Consider the following 14,052-nt stretch of genomic DNA (forward strand, 5'->3'; position numbering starts at 1 on the left):
CCCACCCCCCTCCTCGTTGATCTCGGGGCAGTCGGGGTTAACAAAGCCTTCTTAACCCCGACTTCCCCGAGATCAACATTCGGTGGCGCGGAGGCGGTCGGCGGCCTCGCGCTGGAGGCGTGCTGCCTGCCGCGGGTGGTAGTCGCCGATTGTCGCCCCCTGTCGGCGCAGCCGCGCCTTCACCTCGGCTATCGCCGAGGGCAGAACGGTGTCACGTGTCCTGGACGTAACCACGTAGAGCCGGACGCCCTGGTCGCGGATGAGCTGCCAGCGTTCGATGTCCTCGTGGCGGCGCTGCGCGTGAACCTCTCCGTCGTACTCGATGGCCACCAGGGATTTCCCCTCGTCGAATACGTAGCACAAGTCCAGTCGGGCGCGCCGATCCCTACGTGCTCCGATGGAGACCTCATACTGCACCTCTGGAACGGGGAGCCCGGCCCCCACGAGGTCCATCATCAACCGCGACTCCTCCGGCGACTCCAACTCTGTTCGGGCGAACCGTGCTACGGCGGCCGCCCGTCGGACCCCGCGCCACCGGTAGAAGCGGTCGCGCGCGATATAGGTCCTGAACAAGTGGGGTGTGAAAAGCGTGCTTCGAGTGTCTCCGCGCGTACGCCCCACTGCGAGGAAGGTGTTCAGCGCGGCCACGTTCTCACGCAGATTCGCGGGGTCCGCCGTACTCCGGCCGGGCACCGCCAACCGGGTGAGGTCGAAGGCAGTGCGCAGGGGTGCGGTGAGGGGAATCCCCAGGGTGCGGGTCGTGTCCTCGGGGAGAACTTCGGCGTGGGTGATGCGGACCGCCGCGCCTCGCACCTTGAAAGGGTGGAGGGGGGCGTCGCGGGGGGTGACCACAGCTATGGGGTCGCCGCGACGCCAGTAGTCCGCGCCATGAAGCGCTGCGGCGGCGGAACCCCCCAACAGGGCCCCTTTAGGCAGCATCAGTGCCACTACGCGCGCCATGGTGGGCAGGGAGTCCGGACGGGTGGAAACGTGGGTGTAGACCCCTTTGGCCATCCGGACCCATATCTCACTACGAAGCTGTTCAGCGGTGATGAGGCCTTCGGCGATCGCTGCGGGGCCCAGGAAGGGGCCATTGAGCAAGGGAGCGGGGGTATCGGGATGTCGCGTCATGGGACAACGGTGCGTGCTCGCCGTGCCGCGCGGGACTTTTCCACACCCCCCGCCCCCCTTCCCCATGTTGATCTCGGGGAAGTCGGGCTTAAGACAGCCCTTTTAACCCCGACTTCCCCGAGATCAACGAGGAAGGGCGTAGGCGTGACGACCACCACCCGGGAGGGGCACCGATGAACGGCAGCAGGGGCGGCAGCCGCCTCGCGGTCCGGTACTTCGACGACCGCGTCCTGCTCAGCGACTCCGAGGCGTGGGCCTACTTCCGCCTCCCGACGGTCTCCTACGAGTTCACCACCCCGGAGGAACGCGAGGCCCTCGCCAACAACATCACCATCGCCCTGGCCGCCATCCGGATGGACGACGCCGAGGTGCACCTGCGCATCGCGCACCGCACCTACCCGGCCGCCCAGTGGGCCACCCGCCTGGACGACACGTCCGACTCCGGCCCCGGGTGGTACGACTACCTCGACGAGATGTACCGCCACGTGTGGGCCAAGGACTTCTGGACCAAGGAGGTCTACCTGGGCGTGCGCCTGGGCATGCGGGGCGGCGTCCGCGGCCAGCTCTCCCAGGGGATGTTCGCGCAGCTGATCGGCGCCTACCAGCGCTCGGAGCAGGCGCTCGGCATCGAGGACCCGGCCGTCGACGGCAAGGAGATCGCGCGCTGGACCGACCAGTCCGAGCGCCTCGGCCGCGCGCTGTCGGCCAGCTCCCTGCACGCCAAGCACGCCACTGCGAACCAGGTGGCGTGGCTCTTCAGGCACGCCGTCACCGGCACCGTCGAAGAGCCCCGGCCGTCGGCGGCGGGCCGCCGCACCTGGGGGCGCGGCGAGATCGAACAGCTCGTGGAAGGCGTCATCCACAACGGGCGCTCCATGCTGCGCCTGGAGCAGAACATCGGGGACACCTACGTCGCCTACCTGTCGTTCTCCCGGTTCCCCGACCTCATGCCCTTCCCTGAGGGCGAACCGTGGGTGCACTACTCGGACGCGCTCCCGTTCCCCGTCGAGATCAGCTCCCGGATGAAGCTGATCCCGCCCGCCAAGGCGAGCAAGGACGTCAGCCGCAAGCTCGCCCACGCGCGCGACATGGACGCTCATATTCGCGAGGCGGGGGCGGACATGCCGATCGCCCTCGCCGAACAGATCGACGCCGCCCGGATGCTGGAGCACGGCATCACCAAGGAGCGGCTGCCGTTCGTGTACGGGTGGCACCGGCTGATGGTGTCGGCGCCGACCGAGGAGCTGCTGGTGCAGCGGATCGAGGCGGTCGTCGAGCACTACCGGGACATCGGCATCGACGTCGTCAACTCCACCGGCGACCAGCTCTCGCTCTTCAACGAGTCCCTGCCGGGCGACCGCATCCGCCTCAGCGCCTATGCCCAGCGCCAGCCCTTGCGGACCATCGCCGGGGGCATGCCGACCGCCACCGTGGACCTGGGCGACCGGCGCGACCCCAGCCAGGGCGGCGGCGGGTGGACCGGGCCGTACATCGGCGAGACGCTCGGGCGCGCGCGCTCCATCGTTCACTTCGACCCGATGGTGGCGGCGGCGCGCAACCGGCCCACGGCCATCGCCATCACGGGAGAGCCGGGCGGCGGCAAGACGACCCTGGCGCTGCTGCTCATCTACCAGCTGGCGCTGCGCGGGGTGACCGTCGCGGCCATCGACCCCAAGGGCGACGCGGAGTCGCTGGTGCGGCTGCTGCAGCGGCGGGGGCGCAAGGCGCGCATCATGTCCCTGGAGTCGGCGCAGCCGGGGCTGCTGGACCCGTTCGCGTTCGGGGACGACCTACCGGCGAAGAAGACCATGGCCACGGAGACCCTGCGGCTGCTGCTGCCCCGCATGAGCGAGGAGCGCGAGTCCGCCATGATCCAGGCGGTGGCCGCCGTCGCCAACCAGCCCGAGCCCAGCCTGGCGAAGGTCGTGCAGTACCTGGAGCGGTCGCACGACCCGGCGTCGCGCAACCTGGGCGCGGTGCTGCAGTCCATGTCGGAGATGCGGCTGGCGAACCTGTGCTTCTCGCCCCAGGGGGACGCGCAGGTGGACTCCGAGGGGTGGACGACGGTCTTCACCCTCGGCGGGCTGACGCTGCCCGACTCGACCATCCAGCGCGAGGACTACTCGTACGAGCAGCGGCTGAGCGTCGCGCTGCTGTACCTGGTGAGCCAGTTCGCCCGTGAACTGATGAACGGGCTCGACCGGCACCTCCCCAAGGCGATCTTCCTGGACGAGGCATGGGCGGTGACCTCCACCCCCGAGGGCGCGAAGCTGGTGCCCGAGGTGAGCCGCATGGGCCGCTCGCGCAACACCGCGCTGATCCTCGTCAGCCAGAACGCCGGCGACCTCCTCAACGAGCAGGTGACCAACTGTCTGTCCAGTGTGTTCGCGTTCCGTTCGAGTGAGCGGTACGAGGTCGAGAGCGTCATGTCGCTCCTCGGGGTGGAGCCCGAGGAGGAGCACATGGGGATGCTCAGAAACCTCGGCAACGGTGAATGCATCTTCCGCGACCTGGACGGACGGGCGGGGCGGATCGCGGTCGACCTGGTGTCGGAGGAGCTGCTGCGGTGGCTGGACACCAACCCGACACGGCAGCACCCCGATGAGGAGGACACCGAGGTCTTCGAGGGCGCGGAGGCCTTGGCGGGCAGCACCGGCAGGGGCAACGGGCAGGAACGGTGAACATGCGGCTGGGGCGCGGACGAGGGCATGGTCCAGGGATCGGCGAGCGGGAAGAGCGCGCGGAGGAGCCGATGAAGGGGGCGAGTGGAGGAGGGGCGCGTGCGCGTCCCGGGCTCCGCCGGTCGCTGTCGATGGCACTGCTGGTGATGGCGTTCCTGCTGGTGCCGCTAGGGGCGGCGCAGGCGGCGCCGCTGTGCCCGGGGGAGCCGGCGCCCCAGCCGGAGTCGGCCGGTAGCGGCTCGGACGGACTTCTCGTCCCGCCCCAGTCCCAGTCGTCGATCGTCGGCTCCGAGGACGGTCTGCCGCCGGACGCGAGCATCTACGGCCAGTACGGGACGGCGGGCCAGCAGTGGCACGTCATCCGCGAATCGTGTGTGGACAAGATGTCGTCCAGCGCGATGGCGACGCTGAGCAACACGACGTGGTCCCTGTCGAAGACGATCAACCAGTCCACGATCACCGTCTACCAGGCGGCGACGTCGGACGGTCTGCTCAACGACTTCAACACCATGGTCACGGGCGTCATCACCCAGCTCCGCGAGGGAATCTGGCGCCCGCTCCTGCCCACGGTGATCATCCTGGGGGCGGTGTGGCTCGGCTGGTACGGGCTGGTCCGCAAGCGTGTGACCCTGACCGTCGAGAGCACGATCTGGATGGTCCTCGCGACCGCGCTGGGCCTGTGGATCCTGGTGCAGCCCCAGCAGATCCTCAACATGGCGGGCGGGGTCGTGAACTCGGGGACCCAGCTCGTGAACTCGGCGGTTTCCAGGGTGTCCGTGGGCGGCGGGAGCACGTCGTGTCCGGCCGGTGCGGAACCCGTGCAGCAAGCCGAGTGGGAGTCGGACAGCGATTTCGCTGTACGACAGAACTCGAACATGCTGTGGAGCAGCCTGGTCTGTCAGCCGTGGGTGGCCGGGACGTTCGGAAGCGGTGACGTCGCTGAAAGCGCCACCTCGCGCTATGCGGTGGACCTCCTCGAAGCTCAGGGCATCAGCCGAGTCGAGCAGCAACAGATCGCCGACGGAGAGGTTGATGCAGAGGAACTGATCGCTGACAAAGAGGGTCAGTACGAGGACATCGCATCGGAGATTCAGGAGACCTATCCCGGCGTCTATCCGCTCTTCGCAGGCGACCAGCAGGGCGATCGGCTCGGGGTGGCCGTGCTGGCGCTCTTCGCCGCGGTTTTCGCAGGCGGGTTGATCCTCGCCGGTTCAGTGGCATTGATCGTCTTGAAGATCGGGTTCCTACTTCTCCTCCTGTTGGCTCCGGTCTTCCTGTTGATCGGCGTCCATCCGGGCTATGGGCGGACGGTTCTGCTCAGGTGGCTGGAGATGATGTTCGGCCTCCTCCTCAAGCAGATCTTCGTGGTGATGCTGATCGCGCTCCTTGTGATGTGCTACGGCATCATCATGGGCTCCGGCCTCGGCTGGGGGCTGCAGATGATCCTGCTGGCGCTCTTCACGCTCGCCCTCTTCATCTATCGCAAGCCCTTCGCGCACCTTTTCGCGTCGGTCAACGCCAATACCTTCACGTCTCGCATGGTCAGCGATGCCATGCAGAGTCGGACGCTGAGCCAGAGCGCGAACGTGCTGCCGCCGGTGGCCTACATGCGGGCGCAGAAATGGGGACTCAAGCGCGCGCCCCAGCTCGCAGCAGCCGCCGGGGCCGTCCCGGCGTCGGGCGTCGGGGCAGGCGGCGACCAGCCGGACGTCGGCGGCCGGGGAAGCGCGCAAGGCGCTCCGGAACAGGCGGAAGGCGAAGGCGGCGCTGTGCGAGGCGAGGGCCGCCGGGTGCGGGGAAGCGCAGGCTACGGCCGTGCGCATGGCAAGGCGGGGCCGCCTCCGCTCAAGCTCGGCTCGACGGAGGGCAAGGAGCCCTCGGCGTCGACGCCGTCCGCGCCTCCGCCCAAGAGCGCCGACCAGGCGCCGAGCCTTGGCGGAGTCGCCGCGCACAGCGGGGGAGCGGGCTCGGGCTCCAGGGGCCGGGAAAGCGGCTCCGGGCCGATCCCGCCCCGCCCGGCGGGCGGTTACCGGGGGACCGGTGACACGGGCTGGGCGTCCGTCTTCGGAACGGGGAGCGGCAGCGGCCAGCGTTCGGGGGCGGGGAGCGACTCCCGCGCAGCGGAGCCTCCGTCGAGGGGCGAGCCCTCGCCGACGAGCGGTACCGGCATCTTCAAGGGGCGGGAGGCCACTCCGCCGCAGGGCAACGTGAACAGGGGCTCCCGCTGGGGCGGTCCCCGATCTCGGCGGGAGCGTCCCGCGCCCCCGCGACAGTCCGCGCCGCCCGCCTCGAACGGGTCGAAGGAAGGCGGGCACTGGTTCAAGTCCGGTGACAGGGACCCGGACCGGCCGATCAGTCCCTTCTGGACAGGCACGGGCACGGGAACAGGCGCGCAGCGCCGTCCCGACAAGGACGTCCCGTTCTGGTTGAAGGACGGTGACTGATGGCCGAGTGGACTCGCGCCGGTACTCCCCTCTCGAACGGTGACCAGAGGAAGCCCCAGCCATGCCCAGGACACTGACCGATCGGCAGCAGCGAGTCGTCTTCGGCGCCCTCGTCGTCGTCTTGGTCGCCTTCGGTATCTATCTGAGCCTCGGGGGATTCAGCGGCGACGACGAACAGGGGACGGAGGCCTCGGGGCAGCAGGCCGGGGGAGGACAAGGCGACAGGGCCGATGCGGGGGCGCCTGCGACGGCGGCCCCCAGCCCGATCCCGACGACAGACGTGGACGAGGTCCAGGTTCTCGACCTGTTGCCCCTGGAAGAGGACGAGCTGAAGGCCGCCGCCGCGACCGCGCAAGGGTTCGCCGAGGCCTACGGGACCATCGACTATTCGGCACCTCGGGAGGACTACTTCGCTTCCCTGGAGGAACTCGCTGCTCCGGACTATGCCGAGACGCTCGCCCAGAGCTCCGGGGCCGGCGCCCTGTGGGACGAGATGGCGAAGAAGGAGACGACGGCGGAAGGGCGTGCCGAAGTCGAGTCGATCCGGAGTTTCTCCGACGAATCGGTCGTCTTCGTCGTGACGGCGCAGTCCATCGTTCAGAACTCGGACGGCGCGGACGAGAACCTCGGCGACTATGCAGTGACGGTGCAGAAGGACGGCGGGCAGTGGGAGGTCTACGACTTCCAGCCCGCCGATGCGGGAAACCTGGGCGGGGGATGACCTCACTCCGTCGTGAACTTGTCGTATGTGATGACCCCTCCCGGCAGGTGACCGAATGATCTCCCTCTTCGTCGAGCGGCCCCGGGACGACTCCGGGGCCTGTGCCACACGGCTGGCCATCGCCGTCGGGTTCCTGATGGCCGGGGTGCTGGTCCTGGTCCTTGTGGTGCTTCCCCTGGCCATCCTGCAACCGGCGGGGTACATGGCGGTGCAGGGGCTCCAATGCTCGTCCGATCCCGACGCCCAGCAGGCTCAGAGCAGCGGCTACGCCGAGGATTCGATCCCCGAGAACTACTTGGAACTCTACAAAGAGTGGGGCGATGAGAAGGGGATCCCCTGGAACATCCTCGCCGGCATCGGCCAGGTCGAGAGCAAGCACGGGCGCTGGGAGGGCCCCGGCATCACCGAGGGGCACAACGACTGGGGTGCCGCCGGTCCGATGCAGTTCGGTGCCCTTGACGGATCGGCGGCAGGCAACAGCTGGGGCGGCGAGCCGATCATGGACACCGACGACCGCCCTGAGGAGGGGTACGGGCAGGACGGCAACGAGGACGGCATCGTCAACGTCTACGACCCCGAGGACGCGATTCCGGCGGCCGCCGACTATTTGATCGCGAACGGGATCAAGGACGACGTCCGACAGGCGATCTTCTCCTATAACCACGCCTGGTGGTACGTCGACGACGTCATGGGGTGGGCCGACCAGTACGCCGACGGCGACTTCGACGCCAGCGGGGCGATCGAGACCGCGGTGAACTGCACGGTCGACGAGCAAGGGGTGCCGATCGGCCGGGCACCGGATGAGTATTCGCAGGCCGTGGTCGACTGGGCGCTGGCGCAGCGTGGCAAGTCGTACGTCTACGGAGCGACCGGGCCGAACACCTTCGATTGTTCCGGTCTGACGATGAAGGCCTACGCGAGCATCGGGGTCTCGATTCCCAGGGTCTCCCAGGATCAGTGGACCTTCGGCCCTGAGGTCCCGCAGGGCGAGGAACAGCCCGGGGACCTCGTCTTCTTTGATGTGAGCCGTTCGAATGAGCCGCCCGGCCCCGGACACGTCGGCATGGTGATCGGGGACGGGCTGATGGTGGAGGCCTGGTGTACCGACTGCGGGCCGATCGCGACCCGTGAGTATGATGACCCGAGCCGTGCGGACATCCTCGGCTTCACGCGGCCGCTGGAGCACCCGGACGTGAAGGCGCAGTTGGAGCAGCAGAACCCCTAGGCGAGGGTCAGAGGGAATATGGCCGAGAAGGCAGCGGCGAGCAGACCGGCGAAGAAGGGGCTCCACGGGTGGAAGGCGTTCCTCGTCGTCTTTGTTTCGGGGACCCTGGCCGCGTTCCTCGTGATGGGCGTCATCGTCGGAACTCTGCGCCTCTTCGTCTCCACGGTCACAGGTGGAGAGGAAGAGGAGCCCCCGTCGGCAGGCGGAGGCGCTGTAAGTGATCAGACCGGTGAGCCGATCGATGAACTGGAGGCCGGCGAGCTCGACCTCTGTGCCAAGTCGATTCCAACGATATCCAGCCTCAGCGTCGAACGGACCGACAACGACGACGACTTCGAGGATACGGCCGAGAGCGGTGAGGAAGGGAACCGTGTCGTCTCGGATGATTGTCAGTGGGTTCTCAACCCTGATTTTGACTCGATCGAGCGTTGGGATTTTTCCTTCTCCTACAACGCCATCATCAATGCGAGCGGCGAGGAATCACCGGAAGACTCCGCGTCCAGTGACCTTCAGCAGCGTCGGGGTGAACTCGAAGCCGGGATTCAGGACGTCGAGGTCGCTGAAGCGGGGGACTACTCGGACGAGTCGTACTATGTTTATGGCTCGCCGGGTGATGGGGAGACGGCCTACAGGGTGCTCGTTCGCACGCGAGGCGCCGTTTACGAAATCCAGCTGACGGCCAAGAACGGCGGGGAGGATCTGGTCCCCCGACAGGCTTTCGAGCATGAGGTTGATAAAGTCGTCAACCGGTTGGACATCGACCTCGGTCTGTGGATTCCGAAGTACTGATCATCTGAACGCTGCGATGAAGGAGACCCACGTCTGAACCGGCAGGGCGAGAGGGGTAAAGTCCGGCGATCTTGAATCTCTGACATAGACGGAGCGCGATTCGCGGGTGCTTGGTCTCCGAGGTCTGCCGACTTCGACGCACTCCTGACCCTCGGGGCTGCTGTAGGAACTCTTCCGCCACTCCACGGTCGAGGACTGGTCCACCTCAACGTCCTCTCATCTCGTCAACGAGTTGAGTCAGGCGATCGTTCGTCTCCTCGGGGGACAGAGCAAGCGAAGCCAGACCCTCGTACTTCGCTTCGTACCGCCCGACCTCTTCCGGTTCCTCCATGAAGATACCGTCCCGCGAAATATCGATGAAGACGACGGTGGACTGCTCCGCCGCTGCGAAGTCGAGAAGAGCGAACTGGCCGGTCACGCCGGGGTGGCCGCCGACGCTGTCGGGAACGATGCGCACCTCCGCCGTGCCCTCTTCGTTGAAGAGCATCAGGTGGAGGAGCTGCTCGCGCATGGTGAGCGCGCCTCCGACGAGCTTGCGGAGGGCCGCCTCGTCGATGATGGCGCTCACGCGGGGTCGGTCAGGGCGATTGAGAAGCTCCTGCCGTGCCATGCGCGCCTCGACGCGGCGCTTGACCTCGCTCGGCTCGGTGATGCCCCCGGAACGGATCAGGGCCCGTGCGTAGGCGGGTGTTTGCAGCAGCCCGGGGATGATGAGCGCGCCGAAGAAGCGGATGGCGCACGCCTGCGATTCGAGGTTCACGTATGAGCCGGGGCCCAGGACGTCGTGGTAGCGCACCCACCAGCCCTGCTCCTTCGCCTGCTTGGACATGGCGACGAGGGCGGCGACCCGGCCCTCGTCGGTGACCTCGTACAACCCGCACAAGCCTCTGATATCCGCCTCTTTCAGGCGCTTCCACTGGCTGCGCTCGATGCGGTTCACCTTTGAGCGGTCCCAGCCCAGGGCTTGGGCGACGTCGAGCGTGTCGAGTCCCGCCGCCTCGCGGAGTCGCTTCAACTCGTTCGACAAGCGGCGATGCCGCACCGTCGGGCCGTGGTCGTCGGTCACACCCACCTCCGGTCGCTGGTCGTGTCGTGATCATACGGGGGCGCTGCGAGACAACTAAGTACCTCAGATTCCTTCAAACTGCTTGCAAAATACCTCGGAGGTAAATCACACTCACGGTGAGAGGTCGACCAGTTACGAAGGGGTCGGCCCCGCACCTCAGGTGGTGACCTCATGCCCGTATCCGTCTACACCGGCTCGCCGTTCCACCCGCTCTTCGCTCTCGCCAAAGAGCTCGAAGCGCGCGGCCTCGGCACGGCCGTCGACACCTCCGTCTCCGTCGTCGACGCCTACATCCCCGACCCCGACGGCGGCGACTCCGCCCGGCTCCGCGGGTGCCCGTTCGCCTTCCAGCGAGCGGTCCTGCGCGCGGACGCCGTCTCCGCCCGTCCCTGGTGGTGGCTCCTCTGGCCCGGTCAGCGCTTCGAGCGCGAGATCGCCGAGCCCGAGATGACCCGCCTCCTCCCGGTCGAGGAGTACGCCGACCTCGCCCGTCGGATCGAGTCCATCCTCGCGGCGGCCCCCGCTGCACCCGCACGGCGCCGGTAGCCGCCCTCGACGCGCTCCGCCCGGACGGAGGGGGCCGGGCGGAGCGCCCTACACGGCCACAACACGGCCACATCCACCAGCCCCTCACCGACTCTTCGACGCCCTGGCCCACGTGGCCCATCGCCCGCTGCTCAGGCTCGCGTCACTCCCCGGCCGCGTCAGTCCCTGATCCGTGTCGCTCCCTGGCCGTGCCACTCCCCGGCCCGGCCCGCGTCGTTCCCCGGCCCTCTCCGCCCACTCCCGGCGGCAGCGGCACGCCTCCTCGCGCCGACGGCCTTCCCGCGTCGGCACCTGTACTCCCGACCGCTCTACACCGAGCTCCTCCCGGAGAACCTCATGATCAACGAGCACCCGGCCACGCCCGCCGACCTCCCCTCCCCGCCCGCTCCCGCGACGACCCCACCGCCGGCCGTCGCCAGCCGCGTCCGCCTGGTCCTCTCCCGACGACACGGGCAGCGCTTCAGCCACGCCCGGTCGGCGCCACCACCAGGCACGCCCTCACCCCAGGCCCGGCCCGACGGCCCGCCCCTGCTCCGCTCGCCCCACGCCCGCGCGAGCCACGACGTCCCGGAGGCCGAACTCCCGCCGTGGCTCCTCGAAACCGCCCGCCAGCTCAACCCGGATGCCCGCGCCACCGCCCCGACCGTCGGCGACGTCCGCACGGCCCACGCCGACAGACGAGCCCGCAGAGCCGAGTCCGGCGCCCTGGACCTGCGCCACCTCCCGCCCCTCCCGTCCCCGGGGCCGACCGCGCGGCCTGAACAGCCCGCGCCGCCCCCACCACCCACGTCCCCCGAGCGATCTCGTCCGCCCGGCACTTCGCGCCCACCCGGCCGCCCCCGCCCAGTCGGCCCACCACCAGGCCGCACCGCGAAGGCGGCCCGTCGCCGTCGGCGCGATCCCGCCCCCTACCCGCCCTACCGCACCAGCGGCGAATGGATGCTCGTCACCGCCTGGGAGGCCCTGCCCTACTCCTGCTCGGTCGCCGCCGTCGTCCTCCTCGCCCGCCTCCTCGGCCTCTTCGGCTGAGGCGTGCTCCGTTGTCCACGGCTCCGCTCCCCGAAGGACCAGGTAATGGCCTACCATTATTAGAAGCGCTCTTACGCAGTTCACCTGCGCAAAGAGTCGTCTGACGCCACCGCATCAGACGTCAAATGAGGAGGCCGGGCATGCTGCTCCGATTCCGGACCGCCAACCACCGCTCGATCCGTGACGAGCAGACGCTGTCCCTCGTCGGAACCGAGTTCAACGAAGGGACGGCCAGGCCGACGCCCCTCCGATCGAAGGGCAGGGCGGTCAGCGCGCTTCCGGTCGTGGGCCTATTCGGAGCCAACGCCTCAGGCAAGTCGAACGTGATCCATGCTCTTGCCTTCATGCAGCATGCAGTGACGAGCTCATTCGCGGACTGGGCGCGGCATCCTGGCAGGGTCCTCCGTCAGCCGTTCAAGCTCGACCGCGAATCGCGAGAGGAGACGTCCCTCTTCGAGGTGGACCTGCTCCTCGGTGAACCCGGAACCAGGTACACCTACGGCTTCGAGGTCTCCGACGAGCGCATTGAGGCGGAGTGGTTGCACGTCTACCCGCACGGCAAGCGCAGCGTGTGGTTCGACCGGGACGCCGAGCGTGCGGAAGAGGGCGGCGACGAGTACGTCTTTCGCGGGGCTGGCTTCAAAGGCAAGCGCGATGCGATCGTGGACATGACTCGCCCTAACGCCCTGTTCCTCTCGACTGGCGCCGCGCTGAACGATCCCCAGCTCAGCCCCCTGCTCCGCTGGTTCACAGACAGCCTCACAGACAGTCTCGGAGAGGCGGGTTCAAGGCGCCAGAACCTCATGGGAGATGGACTTACGTCGCGGATGCTGGCCGCTGCAGGGGAATCCCGACGCGAGGAGATCGAACGCCTCCTCGCCGTCGCCGACCTCGGCATCTCCGGGGTCACGCTGGAGCCTTGGTACCTCACCCCCCTCACGGGGGAGGAAGGCGAGGTGCAGCGCGTGGCCGAGGGACTGGCGCGGGTCAGATTCCAACACAGGGGGGCTGATGGAGACGTGTCACTGGACTTCATCACCGAGGAGTCGCAGGGCACGCACACCTGGTTCGACGTCCTCGGGCCGATGCTCCAGGCGTTGGACGATGGGAGTGTGCTTCTGGTCGACGAACTCGACTCCAGCCTGCACCCGTCGCTTGCCGCCGAGGTCGTCCGCATCTTCCAGGACCAGGACTCCAACCCTCATGGTGCGCAGCTCATCTTCACCACGCACGACGTGTCGCTCCTGGGCAGTGCCGTGGTCGACCGTCCCCTCGACCGTGACCAGGTGTGGATCACCCGGAAGAAGCAGGACGGCGCCACCGAGCTCTACCCGGTCACCGACGCGAAGCCGCGTAAGGAGGAGAGCCTTGAGCGCGGCTACCTGCGGGGGAGGTACGGGGGCGTGCCCCGGCTGACGCCCGGCGAGATCGCGCGGGACATCGCGCAGTCGGGGATGAGGCCGAGCGCGTGAGCAAGCGGGACAAGCGGCGCCGCCGACGCAGTTTGATCGACGACGAGGCTCCCCTCGAGCGCCCGGCGCGGTCCAGGGAGCGGCAGGTCCGGGTGCTCTTCGTCGCCGTCGAAGGGGCGGCGACCGAGCCGGACTACCTCATCCACCTCAACCACGAGTTCGGCGACGGTGGTGAAGGGGGCGACGCTCGTCATCCCTTCCAGATCCACCCCATCAGCGACAGGAACGGCCTGCTGCCGAAGCAGGCCGTGGCCAAGGCTGCCGAGAAGGCCCGTGAGGGGGAGGAGGCGTGGGTCCTCTTCGATAGAGACGGTGCCGACCGGGACGGCGACATCCGGGAGGCGCTGGCCGCGGCCGCCGATGTGCAGGTCGACGTCTGCCTCTCCCACCCCTCGTTCGACCTGTGGTTGCTCCTGCACTTCCAGCCCTTCTCAGGGGCGCAGAGCGGCAGAAGCAGGAACGTCGTGGACAAGCTGCGCGCGGCCGGAGGAGCCGAAGCCTTCAAGGACTACGATAAGCGGAACGACAAGGGCATCAAGGGCCGGAGGAGAGACGCCCTGCGCGGCCGGGAAACCGCCGCCGTGGCCAATGCCCGCGCGCTTGTGAGCGCCTGCGAGCACGGCGGCTGCAAAGCCGGGAAGGCGCATACCGGCCAGATCGACCGTCGGCCATCCGGCGAGTCGCCGACGAAGCCGGGGCAGTGGTCCGCGCGCTCCGGGCATGCGCCTGAGTGCGACCCGATCAAGCGTGACCCGTCGACGGACGTCTGGAGGCTTCTGGTCTCGCTCGGCATCGTGTGATCGGCAATCGTGTGATCGGCACCGGGCACGGAAGAACCGCGCCCCGTCTGTCACATCCGTGGCGCGGCATCCGTCAGTGAAGCGGACCCGGGCGGATGCCCGAGGGAACGGTGTCATGTCTGGCCCTCGGACCGTGCGGCCCGACTCG

11 protein-coding genes are annotated in these 14,052 nt (G+C 68.4%); 8 read left to right on the plus strand and 3 right to left on the minus strand.

Translation table 11 applies throughout. From position 1 onward, the window contains the following. Positions 1-72: 72 nt before the first annotated feature. Positions 73-1,131, minus strand: coding sequence for a hypothetical protein (locus tag O4U47_RS01745; protein ID WP_270675471.1), 1,059 nt, complete (start codon positions 1,129-1,131; stop codon positions 73-75). A gap of 173 nt (positions 1,132-1,304) precedes the next feature. Here O4U47_RS01745 and O4U47_RS01750 point away from each other — a divergent pair, with 173 nt between their 5' ends. The 5 genes from O4U47_RS01750 to O4U47_RS01770 all read left to right on the plus strand — a co-directional run bounded on the left by O4U47_RS01750 (position 1,305) and on the right by O4U47_RS01770 (position 8,991). Next, positions 1,305-3,812, plus strand: a complete 2,508-nt coding sequence (locus O4U47_RS01750; RefSeq protein ID WP_270675473.1) for an ATP-binding protein — start codon at positions 1,305-1,307, stop codon at positions 3,810-3,812. A 131-nt stretch (positions 3,813-3,943) separates the two neighbouring features. After that, entirely contained in the window at positions 3,944-6,256 is a 2,313-nt protein-coding gene (locus tag O4U47_RS01755; protein ID WP_270675475.1) for a type IV secretion system protein, read from the plus strand. Between the two features lie 61 nt (positions 6,257-6,317). Beyond that, on the plus strand, positions 6,318-6,977 hold the full coding sequence (locus O4U47_RS01760; protein WP_270675481.1) for a hypothetical protein: 660 nt from the start codon (positions 6,318-6,320) through the stop codon (positions 6,975-6,977). Positions 6,978-7,032: 55 nt separating this feature from the next. Beyond that, entirely contained in the window at positions 7,033-8,202 is a 1,170-nt protein-coding gene (locus tag O4U47_RS01765) for a C40 family peptidase (protein WP_270675485.1), read from the plus strand. Between the two features lie 18 nt (positions 8,203-8,220). Then, positions 8,221-8,991 carry a hypothetical protein gene (locus O4U47_RS01770; RefSeq protein ID WP_270675487.1) on the plus strand — a complete coding sequence of 257 codons (771 nt, stop codon included), beginning with the start codon at positions 8,221-8,223 and terminating at the stop codon, positions 8,989-8,991. Here the strand turns inward: O4U47_RS01770 and O4U47_RS01775 are convergent, their stop codons facing one another. Continuing rightward, a complete protein-coding gene (locus tag O4U47_RS01775; RefSeq protein ID WP_333563627.1) occupies positions 8,992-9,195 on the minus strand; it encodes a DUF397 domain-containing protein in 204 nt (67 codons plus the stop codon). It lies immediately after the preceding gene. 1 nt (position 9,196) lies between these two features. After that, on the minus strand, positions 9,197-10,057 hold the full coding sequence (locus tag O4U47_RS01780) for a helix-turn-helix domain-containing protein (RefSeq protein ID WP_270675489.1): 861 nt from the start codon (positions 10,055-10,057) through the stop codon (positions 9,197-9,199). A gap of 171 nt (positions 10,058-10,228) precedes the next feature. On the opposite strand from O4U47_RS01780, the gene O4U47_RS01785 reads away from it, so the two are divergent. From O4U47_RS01785 to O4U47_RS01795, 3 genes are all read left to right on the plus strand, one after another. Further along, a complete protein-coding gene (locus O4U47_RS01785) occupies positions 10,229-10,603 on the plus strand; it encodes a hypothetical protein (protein WP_270675491.1) in 375 nt (124 codons plus the stop codon). A gap of 1,169 nt (positions 10,604-11,772) precedes the next feature. Further along, complete coding sequence (locus tag O4U47_RS01790) at positions 11,773-13,104, plus strand: AAA family ATPase (RefSeq protein WP_270675493.1); 1,332 nt, start codon at positions 11,773-11,775, stop codon at positions 13,102-13,104. Beyond that, positions 13,101-13,904, plus strand: a complete 804-nt coding sequence (locus O4U47_RS01795) for an RloB family protein (protein WP_270675495.1) — start codon at positions 13,101-13,103, stop codon at positions 13,902-13,904. Before O4U47_RS01790 ends, O4U47_RS01795 begins: the two co-directional genes overlap by 4 nt. Positions 13,905-14,052: the final 148 nt, after the last annotated feature.

Source organism: Nocardiopsis suaedae (genome assembly GCF_027706745.1).
Lineage (GTDB): Bacteria > Actinomycetota > Actinomycetes > Streptosporangiales > Streptosporangiaceae > Nocardiopsis_A > Nocardiopsis_A suaedae.

Coding starts and splice junctions, on each gene's coding strand:
- O4U47_RS01745 (WP_270675471.1), bottom strand. CDS start 1,131: ATGACGCGACATCCCGATACCCCCGCTCCCTTGCTCAATGGCCCCTTC.
- O4U47_RS01750 (WP_270675473.1), top strand. CDS start 1,305: ATGAACGGCAGCAGGGGCGGCAGCCGCCTCGCGGTCCGGTACTTCGAC.
- O4U47_RS01755 (WP_270675475.1), top strand. CDS start 3,944: ATGGCACTGCTGGTGATGGCGTTCCTGCTGGTGCCGCTAGGGGCGGCG.
- O4U47_RS01760 (WP_270675481.1), top strand. CDS start 6,318: ATGCCCAGGACACTGACCGATCGGCAGCAGCGAGTCGTCTTCGGCGCC.
- O4U47_RS01765 (WP_270675485.1), top strand. CDS start 7,033: ATGATCTCCCTCTTCGTCGAGCGGCCCCGGGACGACTCCGGGGCCTGT.
- O4U47_RS01770 (WP_270675487.1), top strand. CDS start 8,221: ATGGCCGAGAAGGCAGCGGCGAGCAGACCGGCGAAGAAGGGGCTCCAC.
- O4U47_RS01785 (WP_270675491.1), top strand. CDS start 10,229: ATGCCCGTATCCGTCTACACCGGCTCGCCGTTCCACCCGCTCTTCGCT.
- O4U47_RS01790 (WP_270675493.1), top strand. CDS start 11,773: ATGCTGCTCCGATTCCGGACCGCCAACCACCGCTCGATCCGTGACGAG.